Raw genomic sequence first — 14524 nt, 5'->3', positions numbered from 1 at the left:
TCCCGCTCCCGGGACCGTGCCGGGGCCTTCCGGAGGCGCTCCGGCCCCGACCTCTCCCGCCACCGCTCGATCGCGCCATTGCGCCAGGCGGCTGGCCACACCTGCCCCCCGCGGCACGCATCTCGCTCTCCCAGCCGATCGCGCCCGTCACCGAAGACAGGCATCGCCCGCTCCCGGCCCGATGCACACCCACCCGCCACCGCGTGACGCCTCCCCGAGGCCCCGACCCGGTCCGCGTCGCGCCACGCGCCAGCCTCCGCCGCTTCCGGTTTCGCGCGTCCGGACGCCCCCACCCCGGAACGCCGCGCCGCCGGCCGGCGCGGCCCCGCGCTTCCCCCCCGCCACGAATTGGTCTAGGGGTGGGGCATTCCAACTTCCTGCGGACGGCCATGCGCGAACTCTCCCTTTTCCTCCCCGACGCCGCGGCAACCGATGCGCTCGGCGCCGCCCTCGCCGCGCGCCTCGCGCCCGGTGACACGCTGCTGCTGGGCGGCACGCTGGGCGCCGGAAAGTCGAGCCTCGCCCGGGCGATCATCCGCAGCCGCCTGGCGGCGGAGGGCCGGGTGGAGGACATCCCCAGCCCCACCTTCACCCTCGTGCAGGTCTATGAGACCGAGGCCGCCGCGCTCTGGCACTGCGACCTCTACCGGCTCGGCCACGCGGACGAACTGATCGAACTCGGGCTCGACGAGGCCTTCGACAGCGCGATCTGCCTCATCGAATGGCCGGAACGGCTGGGCAACCTGCGCCCGGCGCGCCACCTCGCCGTCGCGCTCAGCGATGAGGGCGAGGGCCGCCGCGCCCGGCTCACCGCCGCCGGCGCCGGCTGGGCACCCCTGCTCGGAGACCTCGGCGCATGACCCGCGAGCCGCTGAAGACCGCTTTCCTCGCCTCCGCCGGCTGGGAGGCCGCCAGCCGCCGGCCGCTGGCCTCCGACGCCTCCGCCCGCGCCTACGAGCGGCTCACCGCGCCGGACGGCCGCAGCGCCATGCTGATGGACGCCCCGCGTGAGCGCGGCGAGGACGTGCGCCCCTTCCTCGCCCTCACCGGCTGGCTGCGCGCCGGGGGCTTCAGCGCCCCGGAGATCCTCGCGGAGGCCGCCGATGACGGGCTCCTGCTGCTCGAGGACCTGGGCGACGCGCTCTACGCCCGCGTCTGCGCCGCGCAGCCCGCGCGCGAGATCCCGCTCTACGCCCGCGCCGTGGACCTGCTGGCCGAGTTGCACCGCCTGCCCCCGCCCCGCAACCTGCCCGCCGCCGGCCAGGCCGTCGACGTGACCCCCTATGACGCCGCCACCCTGCGCCGCGAGGCGGAGCTGGTCACCGGCTGGTACCTGCCCGGCCCGGTCTCCCCCGATCTCGCGGCGGAGTACGGCGCGCATGTCGAGGCGGCCTGCGCGCAGGTGGCCGGGGCGCGCGCCTGCCTGGTGCTGCGCGACTACCACGCCGAGAACCTGCTCTGGCTGCCGGAGCGCGCGGGCACCGCCGCCGTCGGCCTGCTGGACTACCAGGACGCCCTGCGCGGCCACCCGGCCTATGACCTCGTCTCGCTGCTCGAAGACGCCCGCCGCGACACCGCGCCGGAGCTGCGCGCCGCCATGCTGGAGCGCTACATCGCCCGCGCGGCCCCGGCGGATCCGGAGGCCTTCCGCGCCGCCTATGCCGTGCTCGGCGCGCAGCGCAACCTCAAGATCACCGGCATCTTCGCCCGCCTGTGCCGGCGCGACGGCAAGCCGGGCTACCTGCGCCTCATCCCCCGCGTCTGGGCGCACCTGATGCGGGACCTGGAGCACCCGGCCCTCGCCGGGCTGCGCGGCTTCGTCACCGCGCATGTGCCGCCGCCGGGGCCGGAGGTGCTGGCGCGCATCGGGGCCGCGCATGGCTGAGCCGGTGATGATCTTCGCCGCCGGGTTCGGCACGCGCATGGGCGCGCTCACCGCCCACTGCCCGAAGCCGCTCCTGCGCGTGGCCGGGCGCAGCCTGCTCGACCGGGTGCTGGACCGGGCCGAGGCCGCCGGCTGCCCCCGCGCCGTGGTGAACCTGCACTACCGCAGCGCGCAGATCCGCGACCACCTCGCCACCCGCCGGCGCCCGGAGATCGCCTTCTCCGACGAGCAGCCGGAGATCCTGGACACCGGCGGCGGGTTGCGCGCCGCCCTGCCGCTGCTGGGCGCCGGCGAGGGCCCCGTGCTCACCCTGAATTCCGACGCGATCTGGACCGGGGAGGACCCCGTGGCCACCCTGCGCGCCGCCTGGGCGCCCGGCATGGGCGCGCTTCTCCACCTCGTGCCGCGCGCGGCCGCCACCGGCTACACCCGCGCCGGGGATTTCTTCCTGGAGCCGGACGGCCGCCTGCGCCGCCGGGGCAGCGCCGAAACCGCGCCCTTTGTCTTCACCGGCGCGCAACTGCTGCGCATCGGGCCGCTGGCCGCGCTGCCGGCGGGGGCCTTCTCGCTCAACCTGCTGTGGGACCGGCTGCTGGAGGAGGGCCTGCTCTACGGCGCCCCGGGCGGCGGCGGCTGGATCGACGTGGGCACGCCGGAGGGCCTCGCCCTCGCCGACCGCGCGCTGGGGGGCACCTGATGCTGTTCCACAGCCCCGCCCCACGGGTGTTCACCCTGGCGCCGGGGGTGAACTTCCCCGCCGCCTTCGCCGCCGGGCTGAAGGCGCGCGCCAGGGGCCTGCCGCCGGAGGCGCTGGGGCGGGTGGAGGTCATCGTGAACGCCAGCCGCGCGGCGCAGAGCCTCACGGCCGCGCTGGCCGATGCCCTGGCGCCCGGGCTGCTGCCGCGCGTGATGCTGCTCTCCGACCTCGCCGCCCGGCCGGACGCGCCGGAGCTGCCGCCCGCGGTGGACCGGCTGCGCCGCATGCTGCGCCTGTCGGAGCTGGTGCGCGCCTTCCTGGAGAGCACCGGCAGCTTCGCCCCGGTCTCCGCGCGCTTCGACCTTGCCGCCAGCCTCGCCGAGCTGCTGGACGAGATGCAGGGCTGGGCGGTGCCGGCGGAGCGGCTGGAGCGGCTCGATGTCGAGGACCACTCGCTGCACTGGCAGACCACGCTCGCCTTCCTGCGCATCGTCGCGCGGGCCTGGCCGGAGATGCTCACCGAGAGCGAGGACGGCGCGCTGGACCCCGAGGCGCGGCAGCGCGTCACGGTGGAGGCGCTGGCCGCCCGCTGGGCGGAGGCGCCGCCGCAACACCCCGTGATCGTGGCCGGTTCCACCGGCAGCCGGGCCGCAACGGCCGAGCTGATGCAGGCCGTGGCCCGTCTGCCGCAAGGCGCGCTGGTGCTGCCGGGCTTCGACGGCCACCTGCCCGGCCCGGTCTGGCCCGACCTGCCGGCGGACCACCCGCAGGCCAGCCTGGGCCGCCTCGTCACCGCGCTGGGGCTGGACCCGGAGCGGCTGGAGAGCTGGCACGGCACGCCGCCGGAGCCGGAACGCTCCGCCCTCGTCAGCCTCGCCCTGCGCCCCGCCCCGGTGACCGACGCCTGGCGCGACGCGGTGCCGCTGGTGCGCGCCCAGGCCGCCGCGGCCACCGCCGGGCTGAGCCTGATCGAGGCCGACAGCGCGCGGGAGGAAGCCCTCGCCATCGCCCTGGCCATGCGCGAGACGCTGGAGCGGCCCGGCGCCCGCGTGGCGCTGGTCACGCCGGACCGGAGCCTCGCCCGGCAGGTGACGGCGGCGCTGGCGCGCTGGGACATCCGCCCCGATGACACCGCCGGCCGTCCGCTCTCGCTCACCGCGCCGGGGATCTTCCTGCGCCTCGTCGCGCGCACCGCCGGGCGGCCGGCGGCGCCGGACACGCTGATCGCCCTGCTGAAGCACCCGCTCGCCGGCGGGGCCGGCAGCATCCGGCGCGACCACATGCTGACCGTTGCCACGCTGGAGCGCGACCTGCGCGCGGAGGCCGCCCCGGAGGTGACGCCGGAGTGGATCACCGCCTGGGCCGCGCGCCGGCTGGGCCGGGCGGAGCGCACGGGCCGCCCGGTCACCGGCGGGCCGGAGGGGCTGCTGGCCTGGGCGGGCTGGCTGGCCGGGCTGCTGGGCCCGCTCTGCGCGCCGGGCCCGGCCGAGCTCACCCGCCGCGCCGCCACCCTGCGCGCGGCCGCCGAGGCGTTGTGTGCCGGGGTTGGCGGCGGGCCGGCGGAGGCCGCCCGGCTCTGGGCGCTTTCCGACGGCGAGGCGGCGGAGCGGCTCTTCGCCCGGCTGGAGGAGCAGGACCGGGTGGGCGCCAGCCTCGGCGCCACCGATCTCGCCCGGCTGATGGACGAGCTGATGCAGGCCGAGAACGTGCCTCCCTCGGACCCCGGCACCGCGCCGGACCGGCGGGTGATGATCCTCGGCGCGCTGGAGGCGCGGATGCAGAGCGCGGACCGGCTCATCCTCGCCGGGCTGAACGACGGCACCTGGCCCAAGCTGCCGGGCGCCGACCCCTGGCTGTCGCGCCCCATGCGCGCCACCCTGGGCCTGCCGCTGCCCGAGCGCCAGGTGGGCCTCTCCGCCCATGATTTCCAGACCGGGGCCAGCGCCGGAGAGGTGATCCTTTCGCGCGCGAAACGGGCGGAGGGCACGCCCACCATCGCCTCGCGCTGGCTCATCCGCCTCACCAACCTGCTGGAGGGCAGTGGCGCGGAGGGGGTGGCGGCGCTGGAGGCCATGGCCGCGCGCGGCGACCGCTGGCGCGCCCTTGCCCGGCGGCTGGACCGGCCGGCCGCCGCCGTCCCGCCCGAGCCGCGCCCCGCTCCGCGCCCGCCGGTGGAGGCGCGGCCGCGCGCGCTCTCCGTCACCCAGATCGAGACGCTGATCCGCGACCCCTATGCCATCTATGCCCGCCACGTGCTGGGCCTGCGCGCGCTGGACCCGCTGGGCCGCCCGCCCGACGCACGCGACCGCGGCCAGGTGCTGCACGCGGTGATGGAGCGCTTCGTGGCCGAGACCGAGGCCGGCCTGCCGGAGGAGCCCCGCCCCCTGTTCGAGCGCATCGTGGCGGAGGAGATCGACGCCGAAACCCCCTGGCCCGCCCAGCGCCGGCTCTGGCGCGGCCGCATGGGCCGCGGCGCGGCCTGGTTCCTGGAGCAGGAGGCGGCGCGCCGCGAGGTCGGCCACCCGCTCCGGCAGGAGGGGCGCGGCGTGCTCACCTTCGCGCTGCCCGCCGGCCCCTTCACCCTGAAGGCCAAGGCGGACCGGCTGGACCGGCTCACCGACGGCACCCTCGCCATTCTGGACTACAAGACCGGCAGCCCCCCTTCCAGGGCGCAGATGCGCGGCTATGCCCGGCAGCTCTGGCTGGAGGCGGCCATCGCCGAGGCGGGCGGCTTCTCCGGCATTCCGCGCGCCGCGGTGAGCGAGCTGGTCTACATCGGCCTGCCGGCCAGCGGCACGGAGGGCAAGATCGAGCGGGTGGAGGTGGGCCCCGGCGCGCTGGCCGAGGACTGGCAGCGCTTCGTGGAGATGATGGCCCGGTTCGACGCCCCGGACACCCCCTACACCGCCCGGCTGCGCCCGGATTTCCTGACCTATGGCAGCGATTACGACCACCTCTCGCGCAAGGGCGAGTGGGATGACGGGGAGGACGCCGAATGAGCGGCATCAGTGACGCCACCCGCGCGCAGATCGCCGCCTCGGAGCCTCTGGCCTCCACCTGGGTGGCGGCGAACGCGGGCTCCGGCAAGACACGGGTGCTGACCGACCGGGTGGCCCGGCTGCTGCTGGCCGGCACGCCGCCGGCGAAGATCCTCTGCCTCACCTACACCCGCGCCGCGGCGGCGGAGATGCAGTCGCGCCTGTTCCGCCGGCTGGGCGCCTGGGCGATGATGGAGGACGATGCCCTGCATGCCGCCCTGCAGGAGCTGCAGGTGGCGCCGCTGGAGGCCGCGCCCGCCCGGCTCGCCACCGCGCGCCGGCTGTTCGCCCAGGCGCTGGAGACGCCCGGCGGGCTGAAGATCCAGACCATCCACGCCTTCTGCGATACGCTGCTGCGCCGCTTCCCGCTGGAGGCCGGGGTCTCGCCCGGGTTCCGCGTGCTCGATGACCGCTCCGCCGCCCGGCTGCTGGAGGAGGTGCGCGACACGCTGGCGCTGGCCGCGGAGACCGGCGAGAGCCCCGCCTTCGACGAGATGGCCGCCCTGCTCACCGAGGACGGGCTGTCGGGCATCGTCTCCGCCGTGCTGCGCCACCGCGCCGCCTTCCCCGGCGCCGTCTCGCGCCCGGCGCTGGCCCGCGCGCTGGGGCTCACCGCCGAGCGCTCCGCCCCGGAGCGGCTGGCCGCGGCGGTGGACGGGCTGCGGCCGCAGGACCTCGATGACATCGCCACCACGCTGATGATCGGCGCGGGGAAGAAGGAACAGGCCCTGGCCGCCGCGCTGCGCGCCGCCGGCAAGGCGCTCGGGCCCGCAGAGGCCCCCGGCGCGGTGGAGGCGGCGCTCGCCGGGCTGGAAGGGGCCTTCCTGAGGAAGGACGGCGGCCTGCTCGCCGCCAGCACCCTCACCACGAAGAAGACCCGCGAGGCGGACCCGGAGATGCCGGACACCCTGCTCGCCCTGCAGGCCTGCGTGGCGGAGGTGCGCGAGGAGCGCCTGGCGCTGGCCACGCTGGAGCGCAGCCTGAAGCTCCACCGCTTCGCCACCGCCTTCCTCGCGGCCTACGAGGCGCGCAAATCCGCCCTCGGCATGCTCGATTTCGACGACCTGGTGCAGCGCAGCCGCGCCCTGCTCACCCGCTCCTCCATGGCCGCCTGGGCGCTCTACCGGCTGGACGGCGGCATCGACCACATCCTGGTCGACGAGGCGCAGGACACCAGCCCCGCGCAGTGGGACGTGATCACCGCGCTCACCGAGGAGTTCCTCTCCGGCCTCGGCGCGCGGGAGACGGAGCGCACGCTCTTCGTGGTGGGAGACCAGAAACAGTCGATCTACTCCTTCCAGGGGGCGGAGCCGCGGGCCTTCGGCGCCAAGCGCGACTGGTTCGGCGCCCGGCTCGCCGAGCTGGGCTCGCGGCTGGCGGAGGGGGCGCTGCAACACTCCTTCCGCTCCGCCCCGGCGATCCTGGAACTGGTGGACCACGTATTCACCGGCGCGGCCGCACAGGGGCTGGCCCGGGCGGGCGAGCGCATCTCCCACGTCGCCTTTCACGCCGCGAAACCCGGGCGGGTGGAGCTCTGGCCCTACATCCCCACCCCGGAGAAGGCCGAGGCGCCGGAATGGTGGGAGCCGCTGGACCAGCCGGCGCGCAACGACCCCCGGCTGCTGCTCGCCGCCACCCTGGCCGGCGAGATCGCCGGCTGGCTGGAGGAGGGCCGCCCGGTGCCCGGCGCCGGCCGGGCCATGCGCGCCGGCGACATCCTCATCCTCGTGCAGCGGCGCGACCTGCTGGCGCGCGCGCTGATCCGCGAGCTGAAGACCCGCGGCGTGCCGGTGGCCGGCGAGGACCGCATGGTGATCGGCGCCGAGCTGGCGGTGCGCGATCTGCTGGCGGTGCTGCGCTTCGTGGTGACGCCGGAGGACGAACTGTCCCTCGCCGCCGCCCTGCGCTCACCGCTCTTCGGGCTGAGCGAGGACGGGCTCTTCGCCCTCTCCCGCGCACGTGACGGCGGAACCCTGTGGCAGGCGCTGCGCAAGGGCGGGCACGAGGCGGCGGTGGCCCTGCTCACCGACCTGCGCGACAACGCGGATTACCTGCGCCCCTTCGAGCTGCTGGAGCGGCTGCTTACCCGCCACGGCGGCCGCGCCCGCCTGCTGGCCCGGCTCGGGCCCGAGGTGGAGGACGCGGTGGACGAGCTGCTCGCCCAGGCGCTGGCCTATGAGCAGGCCGAGGTGCCCAGCCTGCCGGGCTTCCTGCGCTGGATCGACGCCGACGCCATCACCGTGAAGCGGGAGATGGACGCGGAGGCGGACCAGGTGCGGGTGATGACCGTGCACGGCTCCAAGGGGCTGGAGGCGCCGGTGGTGCTGCTGCCCGACACCGCCCCGCGCAAGATCCGCGCCCGGGGCGACGTGATCGCGCGCGACGGCACCGGCCTCTGGGCCACCGCGAAGGCGCATGCCCCGCGCGCCATTCTGGAGAGCCGCGACGAGGAGGCCGCCGCCGAGGCGGAGGAGCGCCGCCGCCTGCTCTACGTCGCCCTCACCCGTGCCGAGAGCCTGCTGGTGGTCTGCGGCGCCGGCACGCTGGAGGGCTGGGAGACCGGCTGGTATCATCTGGTGGCCGAGGGCATGGAACGCGCCGGCGCCCGCCCCGCCCCGGCCCCCGCCGGGCTGGAGGGGGAGATGCGCGTCTTCGCCCCGCTGGAGGAGGCCACCGGGGCGGAAGCGCCGCCCTCCGCTGCCTCCGGGCCACCCCCCGCCCCGGGGCAAACGTCGCACCCCTCCCCGGTGCAAGCGCCACACTCCACCCCGGAACGAGCGCCGCATCCCGCCCCGAAGCAAGCGTCGCCCTCCGCCCCGGAGCGAGCGCCGCATCCCGCCCCGGCGCAAGCGCCACACTCCACCCCGGAACGAGCGCCGCATCCCAGCCCGACCGCGGCGGAGCGCGAGCCGGCGCTCGAGACCAAGTCCTCCCGGCTCCCCGTGCCCGGCCAGCCGGCCGGCGCTCAGCCGGAGGCGCCGGCCGGGCTTCCGGACTGGCTCTCCGCCCCGACTCCGCCCGCGCCGGTGGCGCCGGGCGTGCTCGCGCCCTCGGGGCTGGGCGGCGCGCATGCCCTGCCCGGCGAGGCGGGGGAGGACGAGGCCAAGGCCCTCGCCCGGGGCAGCGCGCTGCACCTGCTGCTCGAACACCTTCCGGCCCTGCCCGCCACCGCGCGGGACGTGGCCGCCGCCCGCCTGCTGGGCCCGGAGGCGGACCCGGCCCTGCTGGCGGAGGCGCTCGGCGTGCTCGCCATGCCCGAGGCGGCGGAGATCTTCGGGCCGGAGGCGCTGGCCGAGGCCGGCGTGGCCGCCGACCTGCCCGCGCTGGGTGGCGCGCGCATTGCAGGCCGGCTGGACCGGCTGGTGGTGAGCGGCACCCGGGTGCTGGCGGTGGACTTCAAGTCCAACCGCGTGCTGCCCGGCACCCCCGAGGCGGTGCCCGAGGCGCTGCTGCGCCAGATGGGCGCCTACCAGGCGGCGCTGGAGCAGGTCTGGCCCGGCGCCCGGGTGGAAACCGCCCTGCTCTGGACCGCAGCACCGCGGCTGATGCGGCTGCCTCGCGCCCTCGTGATGGCCGCGCTCGCCCGCGCGCGCCCTACATCTTGACCCTGCCCGGTGGACTCCCTACCTTCCGTGGCCAGTCGTACCGACACTCTTTTCCGCAGGAGGCTGCAATGTCCGCTACCGTCAAGGTTACCGACGCCAATTTCGATGCCGAGGTCGTCAACTCCGACGTCCCCGTGCTGGTCGATTTCTGGGCCGAATGGTGCGGCCCCTGCCGCATGATCGCGCCCGCGCTCGAAGAGCTTGCCACCGAGTATGAGGGCAAGATCAAGATCGCCAAGGTGAACGTGGACGAGAACCCGAACACGCCCTCCAAGCTCGGCGTGCGCGGCATTCCCGCCCTGTTCATGTTCAAGGATGGCGCCATCGTCTCGAACCGCGCCGGCGCCGCGCCGAAGTCCACCCTGAACGACTGGATCAAGAGCGCCATCTGAGCGCCCGCCCGCGGCCCTGCCGCGGGGTCGATCCGAGACAGCGCGCCCCGGCCTCCACGGCCGGGGCGTTCGCGTATCCGGCCCGCCCGGGCCGCAGGCGCCTCCCGGCGTGCCGGCCCCGTTCCGGGCGCGGGCCCCGGGGCGCGAGATCCACGAAGGGGCAGAAAGATGACGCGGCGCATTCTCGTTCTCGGCGCATCCGGCTCCGGCACCACCACGCTGGGCCGGCTGCTGGCCTGCGCGCTCGCCGTTCCGCATTTCGACACGGATGATTTCTTCTGGAGCCCGGAGCCGCCGCGCTTCACCCGCCGCCGCCCGGTGGAAGACCGCCTGGCGCTGATGGAGGCGCTGTTCCTGCCCGGCCCGGCCTGGGTGCTGAGCGGCGCGCTCGACCCCTGGGGAGACCCGCTGATCGACCGGCTGGACCACGCGATCTTCCTCACCACACCCGACGCCCTGCGCATGCCACGGCTCGAAGCCCGGGAGCGGCTGCGCTACGGCGACCAGGGCTCCGGGGAAACGGAAGCCTTCCTGGCCTGGGCGGCGCGCTACGAGACCGCGGGGTTCGAGCAGCGCAGCCGGACGCGGCACGAGGACTGGATCAACCGCCTGCCCTGCCCGGTGACCCGGATCGAGGGCAGCGGAACGCCGGGCGAAAGCCTCGCCCGCGCGCTGAAGGGCCTGGGCGTCGAGGGACCCCTCTCCACCCTGCCAGACCTGATCCGGAACTGACCCGCCCCCCGCGGAGAGCGGTGAGCGGTGAGCGGTGAGCGGTGAGCGGTGAGCGGTGAGCGGTGAGCGGTGAGCGGTGAGCGGTGAGCGGTGAGCGGTGAGCGGTGAGCGGTGAGCGGTGAGCGGTGAGCGGTGAGCGGTGAGCGGTGAGCGGTGAGCGGTGAGCGGTGAGCGGTGAGCGGTGAGCGGTGAGCGGTGAGCGGTGAGCGGTGAGCGGTGAGCGGTGAGCGGTGAGCGGTGAGCGGTGAGCGGTGAGCGGTGAGCGGTGAGCGGTGAGCGGTGAGCGGTGAGCGGTGAGCGGTGAGCGGTGAGCGGTGAGGATGGCTGCGCCGGGGGGACCTTCCGGTCAAGCCCCGAAACATGCTCCGCGTGAGGAACGCGCGCCGGGCGGCGCTGGCCGCGCGCGGGGCATGTTTCTTCTGAAGATGCCCGATGGTCGAGGTCACGATACGGAGATTCCGGCCCGATGCCTCCGGGGCTCAGGGCTCAAGGCTCAAGGCTCAAGGCTCAAGGCTCAAGGCTCAAGGCTCAAGGCTCAAGGCTCAAGGCTCAAGGCTCAAGGCTCAAGGCTCAAGGCTCAAGGCTCAAGGCTCAGGAATAGTCGCGCAGCACCACGCCGGCAAGGTAGAGCGACCCGCAGATCAGCACCCTTGCCTCCGGCGTCTCTTCGAGGATCGCGGAAAGGGCGGCGCCGACGGAGGCGGCTTCCACGGCGCGGATGCCGGCGGCGCGGGCGGCCCCCGCGGTGACATCGGCCGGCAGGGTGGCCTGCGAGTCCGGAATCGACACCGCCTGCAGGCCGCGCAGGTGCGGGGCGAGCGGACGCAGGAAGCCGCCGATGTCCTTGGTGTTGAGCATGCCGCAGATGGCGTGGGTGGGGCGCGCGGGCAGCGCGGCCAGCACGGCGGCCAGGGCCTCTCCCGCCGCCGGGTTGTGCCCGCCGTCCAGCCAGATCTCGGCGGCCCTGTCGGTGAGCGGGCCGTGGCGCAGGCGCTGCATGCGGGCGGGCCACTCCGCCCGGGTGAGCGCGGCCTCCGGGTCGCCGCGGCCCAGCCGGCGCAGGGCGGCGATGGCCATGCCGGCGTTGCCGATCTGGTGCGCCCCGATCAGCCGCGGCAGCGGCAGGTCCAGCAGCCCCGCCTCGTCCTCGTAGACCATGCGGCCGTTCTCGCCGCGTGCCATCCAGTCCTGCCCGTGCAGGAGCAGCGGCGCGCCCAGCCGGGCGGCGCGCTCCTCGATCACCGCGCGGGCGGCGTCATGCTGCGGGCCCACGATGCAGGGCACGCCGCGCTTGAGGATGCCGGCCTTCTCGCCGGCGATCTCCTCCAGGCTCTCGCCCAGGTACTGCTGGTGGTCGAGATCGACCGGGGTGATGACGGTGAGCGCCGGGCGGTCGACCACGTTCGTGGCATCCAGACGGCCGCCGAGCCCGACCTCCAGCAGCGTCCACTCCGCCGCCGTTCCGGCGAAGCCGAGCAGCGCGGCGCAGGTGGTGATCTCGAAATAGGTGATCGGGGCGCCGCCGTTCGCCGCCTCGCAGCGCGCCAGCAGCGCCTCCAGCGCCGGCTCCGGGATCAGCTCTCCGGCGAGGCGGATGCGCTCGTGGAAGCGCACCAGATGCGGCGAGGTATAGGCATGGACCCGGTCTCCGGCGGCCTCCAGCCCGGCGCGGATCATCGCCTGGGTGGAGCCCTTGCCATTGGTGCCGGCGATGTGGATCACCGGCGGCAGCGCGCGCTCGGGGTGGCCCAGCGCGGCGAGCAGGCGGTCCACCCGGTCCAGCGTGAGGTCGATGATCTTCGGGTGCAGCGCCATCATGCGCGCGAGGATCGCGTCGCTGGGCGCGCCGGAGGAGGGCCCGGACACCGGGAGGATCTCGGGAACGGTCACGGGCCGGGCCTCCGGTGGTGCGATCAGCCGCGCGGCGCCGGGGCGGCGGCGGGTGCCTCGCCGGCGGGTGCCGGCTCGGGCAGCGGCGCGGGGGCCGCGGCCTCGGGGGCCGGCAGGTCGCCGTGGCTGCGCGGCGGCAGGCTCATGAGCATGCGGATGAGGGTGGCCAGCTCGTCGCGCATGTCGCGGCGGTGGACGACCATGTCCAGCATGCCGTGGTCCAGCAGGTACTCGGCGCGCTGGAAGCCCTCGGGCAGGGTCTCGCGGATGGTCTGGGCGATCACCCGCGGGCCGGCGAAGCAGATGAGCGCGTTCGGCTCGGCGATCTGCACGTCGCCCAGCATGGCGTAGGAGGCGGTGACACCCCCGGTGGTGGGGTGGGTGAGCACCACGATGTAGGGCAACCCGGCCTCGCGCAGCATCTGCACGGCCACGGTGGTGCGCGGCATCTGCATGAGCGAGAGGATGCCCTCCTGCATGCGCGCGCCGCCGGCGGCGGCGAAGAGGATCAGCGGGCAGTGCTTGGCCACCGCGCGCTCGGCGGCGGCGATGATGGCATTGCCCACTGCCATGCCCATCGAGCCGCCCATGAAGGAGAAGTCCTGCGCGGCGCAGACCACCTCGGCCTGCCCCAGCCGGCCCTCGGCCACCAGCATGGCCTCGTGCTCGCCGGTCTTGCGGCGGGCCTCGCGCATGCGCTCGCCGTAGCGTTTCTGGTCGCGGAAGCCGAGCGGATCGGCCAGAGGTTCGGGCACGGGAACGGTGACGAAGGTGCCGCCGTCGAACAGCGCCTCGAAGCGCGCGCGCGGCGTGATCGCCATGTGATGCTGGCAGGAGGGGCAGACCATGAGCGCGTCCGTCAGCTCACGGTGGAACAGCATGGTTCCGCACTCGTCGCATTTGCGCCAGAGATTCTCCGGCACCTCGCGGCGGGAAAACAGCGAGTTGATCGTCGGCTTGACGTAGTTCGAGATCCAGTTCATGCGCGTGCGCCCCTGTTCTTGGCCCCTGCCGCGCTAGATAGAGCGCAGCGCGGCGAAACGCAACGCGAGGCTGACGGAATTCCCCTCCGGCCCCGTTTCGCCCGTAAGGCGCCCCCCGTGGCGCCCCCCCTGCCTTCGGAGACACGACATGACCGACCTCTCGCGGCGCGCCCTGGTGGCCGGGCTCGCCCTCTCGCCGGTGCTTGCCACCATCCTGCGCCCCCTGCCCGCCTCCGCGGCGCCCGGCGCGGGCCCCGCCGCCTGCGCGCTCACCCCCGGCATCGCCGAAGACGGCTCCTACACCGACGTCCGCCTCGTGCGCGAGGACATCACCGAGGGCCGCGCCGGCCTGCCGCTCACCCTGCTGCTGCGGCTGGTGACACCGCAGTGCCTGCCCGTCTCCGGCGCGCGGGTGGATGTCTGGCACTGCGACGCCACCGGCGCCTATTCCGGCCCGCCGGCGCCGGGAGGGACGGCCGGGGCGCCCACCACCTTCCTGCGCGGCACCGGCTTCACCGACGCGCAGGGCGGCGTGCGCTTCCGCACCATCTATCCCGGCTGGGTCCGGGGCCGCACGCCGCACGTGCATTACAAGGTGTTCCTGGGCGGCCAACCGGCGCTCACCTCGCAGATCTTCTTTCCCGACGCGGTGAACGAGGCCGTCTTCGCCGGGCAGCAACCCTATGCCTCGCGGGCCGGCACCCGCGACACGTTCAACACCGATGACCGGGTGCTCGCCCGGCTCGACACCGGCGCGATGGCCGAGCTGGAGCACGGGGCGGGCGGCATCACCGCCTGGCTGCAGGTGGGGCTGGACGCCCCGGCCGCTGCAGGCCCCCTGCCGTCCCCGCCGCCCCCGGGCCGCCGGGGATGAGAACCGGCAGCCTCCGCCGGCGGTGAGCGCAGGCGGGCGCCGTCAATCTTCCACACGTCGGAGCGCCGGCAGGGACCGACGCCTGCCCCCGGTGGAGCACGGGTGCAGGCCGGCAGCCCGCGCGAGGGGGGCCGCCAGTTTGCGCGAAGGGGGTCCGCCAGTCTGCGCGAAGCGGAACGCGAGGGAGGACCCTCGTCCTCCACTCGGCGGAGCACGGATGCCGACCGACACCCTTTGCCCGACCGACACCCTTTGCCCGATGGAACACGGGCGCGGATCGACACCCTATGCCTGGCGGAGCGCGAGGAGGGACCGACCCCCCGGTGGAGCGCTGGCGGGGACCGTCAGGCCCCGCGCCTCCCGCTGCGGCGGGGCAACGGCCCGGGCGACGGAACGCGGGCGGGACAGCGGCGGGACCGGCCCCGCCG

Annotated in this window: 10 protein-coding genes; 8 read left to right on the top strand and 2 right to left on the bottom strand. The window is 75.3% G+C overall.

Annotation, left to right across the window (positions count from 1 at the left end; genetic code table 11):
• Positions 1 to 389 precede the first annotated feature (389 nt).
• From tsaE to FDP22_RS08265, 7 genes are all read left to right on the top strand, one after another.
• Complete coding sequence (tsaE, locus tag FDP22_RS08295; protein WP_138572171.1) at positions 390 to 860, top strand: tRNA (adenosine(37)-N6)-threonylcarbamoyltransferase complex ATPase subunit type 1 TsaE; 471 nt, start codon at positions 390 to 392, stop codon at positions 858 to 860.
• Complete coding sequence (locus FDP22_RS08290) at positions 857 to 1885, top strand: aminoglycoside phosphotransferase family protein (protein ID WP_138572172.1); 1029 nt, start codon at positions 857 to 859, stop codon at positions 1883 to 1885. The genes tsaE and FDP22_RS08290 overlap by 4 nt, the downstream gene beginning before the upstream one ends.
• On the top strand, positions 1878 to 2582 hold the full coding sequence (locus tag FDP22_RS08285) for a nucleotidyltransferase family protein (RefSeq protein WP_138572173.1): 705 nt from the start codon (positions 1878 to 1880) through the stop codon (positions 2580 to 2582). The genes FDP22_RS08290 and FDP22_RS08285 overlap by 8 nt, the downstream gene beginning before the upstream one ends.
• On the top strand, positions 2582 to 5581 hold the full coding sequence (gene addB / locus FDP22_RS08280; protein ID WP_138572174.1) for a double-strand break repair protein AddB: 3000 nt from the start codon (positions 2582 to 2584) through the stop codon (positions 5579 to 5581). The genes FDP22_RS08285 and addB overlap by 1 nt, the downstream gene beginning before the upstream one ends.
• Complete coding sequence (gene addA / locus FDP22_RS08275; RefSeq protein WP_143972247.1) at positions 5578 to 9225, top strand: double-strand break repair helicase AddA; 3648 nt, start codon at positions 5578 to 5580, stop codon at positions 9223 to 9225. The genes addB and addA overlap by 4 nt, the downstream gene beginning before the upstream one ends.
• 68 nt (positions 9226 to 9293) lie before the next feature.
• Complete coding sequence (gene trxA / locus FDP22_RS08270) at positions 9294 to 9617, top strand: thioredoxin (protein ID WP_118133125.1); 324 nt, start codon at positions 9294 to 9296, stop codon at positions 9615 to 9617.
• A gap of 168 nt (positions 9618 to 9785) precedes the next feature.
• Complete coding sequence (locus tag FDP22_RS08265; protein ID WP_205910861.1) at positions 9786 to 10349, top strand: P-loop NTPase family protein; 564 nt, start codon at positions 9786 to 9788, stop codon at positions 10347 to 10349.
• A gap of 591 nt (positions 10350 to 10940) precedes the next feature.
• Here FDP22_RS08265 and FDP22_RS08255 read toward each other — a convergent pair.
• Both FDP22_RS08255 and accD read right to left on the bottom strand, forming a co-directional pair.
• Complete coding sequence (locus FDP22_RS08255) at positions 10941 to 12167, bottom strand: bifunctional folylpolyglutamate synthase/dihydrofolate synthase (protein ID WP_138572567.1); 1227 nt, start codon at positions 12165 to 12167, stop codon at positions 10941 to 10943.
• 95 nt (positions 12168 to 12262) lie between these two features.
• Positions 12263 to 13222 (bottom strand): acetyl-CoA carboxylase, carboxyltransferase subunit beta, encoded by a 960-nt coding sequence (gene accD, locus FDP22_RS08250; RefSeq protein WP_138572177.1) that lies wholly within the window; start codon positions 13220 to 13222, stop codon positions 12263 to 12265.
• A gap of 148 nt (positions 13223 to 13370) precedes the next feature.
• Between accD and FDP22_RS08245 the strand changes: the two genes are divergently transcribed.
• The gene (locus FDP22_RS08245) at positions 13371 to 14096 is read left to right on the top strand and encodes a dioxygenase family protein (protein WP_138572178.1); all 726 of its coding nucleotides are present in this window, start codon (positions 13371 to 13373) and stop codon (positions 14094 to 14096) included.
• Positions 14097 to 14524 lie beyond the last annotated feature (428 nt).

The organism is Paroceanicella profunda (assembly GCF_005887635.2).
GTDB lineage: Bacteria > Pseudomonadota > Alphaproteobacteria > Rhodobacterales > Rhodobacteraceae > Paroceanicella > Paroceanicella profunda.
Note: the sequence above shows the minus strand (reverse complement) of the source record. Positions and strands in the feature narration are given on the sequence as shown.

Excerpts from the sequence above, each read along its gene's own strand:
- tsaE (WP_138572171.1), top strand. The coding sequence starts at position 390 with ATGCGCGAACTCTCCCTTTTCCTCCCCGACGCCGCGGCAACCGATGCG.
- FDP22_RS08290 (WP_138572172.1), top strand. The coding sequence starts at position 857 with ATGACCCGCGAGCCGCTGAAGACCGCTTTCCTCGCCTCCGCCGGCTGG.
- FDP22_RS08285 (WP_138572173.1), top strand. The coding sequence starts at position 1,878 with ATGGCTGAGCCGGTGATGATCTTCGCCGCCGGGTTCGGCACGCGCATG.
- addB (WP_138572174.1), top strand. The coding sequence starts at position 2,582 with ATGCTGTTCCACAGCCCCGCCCCACGGGTGTTCACCCTGGCGCCGGGG.
- addA (WP_143972247.1), top strand. The coding sequence starts at position 5,578 with ATGAGCGGCATCAGTGACGCCACCCGCGCGCAGATCGCCGCCTCGGAG.
- trxA (WP_118133125.1), top strand. The coding sequence starts at position 9,294 with ATGTCCGCTACCGTCAAGGTTACCGACGCCAATTTCGATGCCGAGGTC.
- FDP22_RS08265 (WP_205910861.1), top strand. The coding sequence starts at position 9,786 with ATGACGCGGCGCATTCTCGTTCTCGGCGCATCCGGCTCCGGCACCACC.
- FDP22_RS08255 (WP_138572567.1), bottom strand. The coding sequence starts at position 12,167 with ATGATGGCGCTGCACCCGAAGATCATCGACCTCACGCTGGACCGGGTG.
- accD (WP_138572177.1), bottom strand. The coding sequence starts at position 13,222 with ATGAACTGGATCTCGAACTACGTCAAGCCGACGATCAACTCGCTGTTT.
- FDP22_RS08245 (WP_138572178.1), top strand. The coding sequence starts at position 13,371 with ATGACCGACCTCTCGCGGCGCGCCCTGGTGGCCGGGCTCGCCCTCTCG.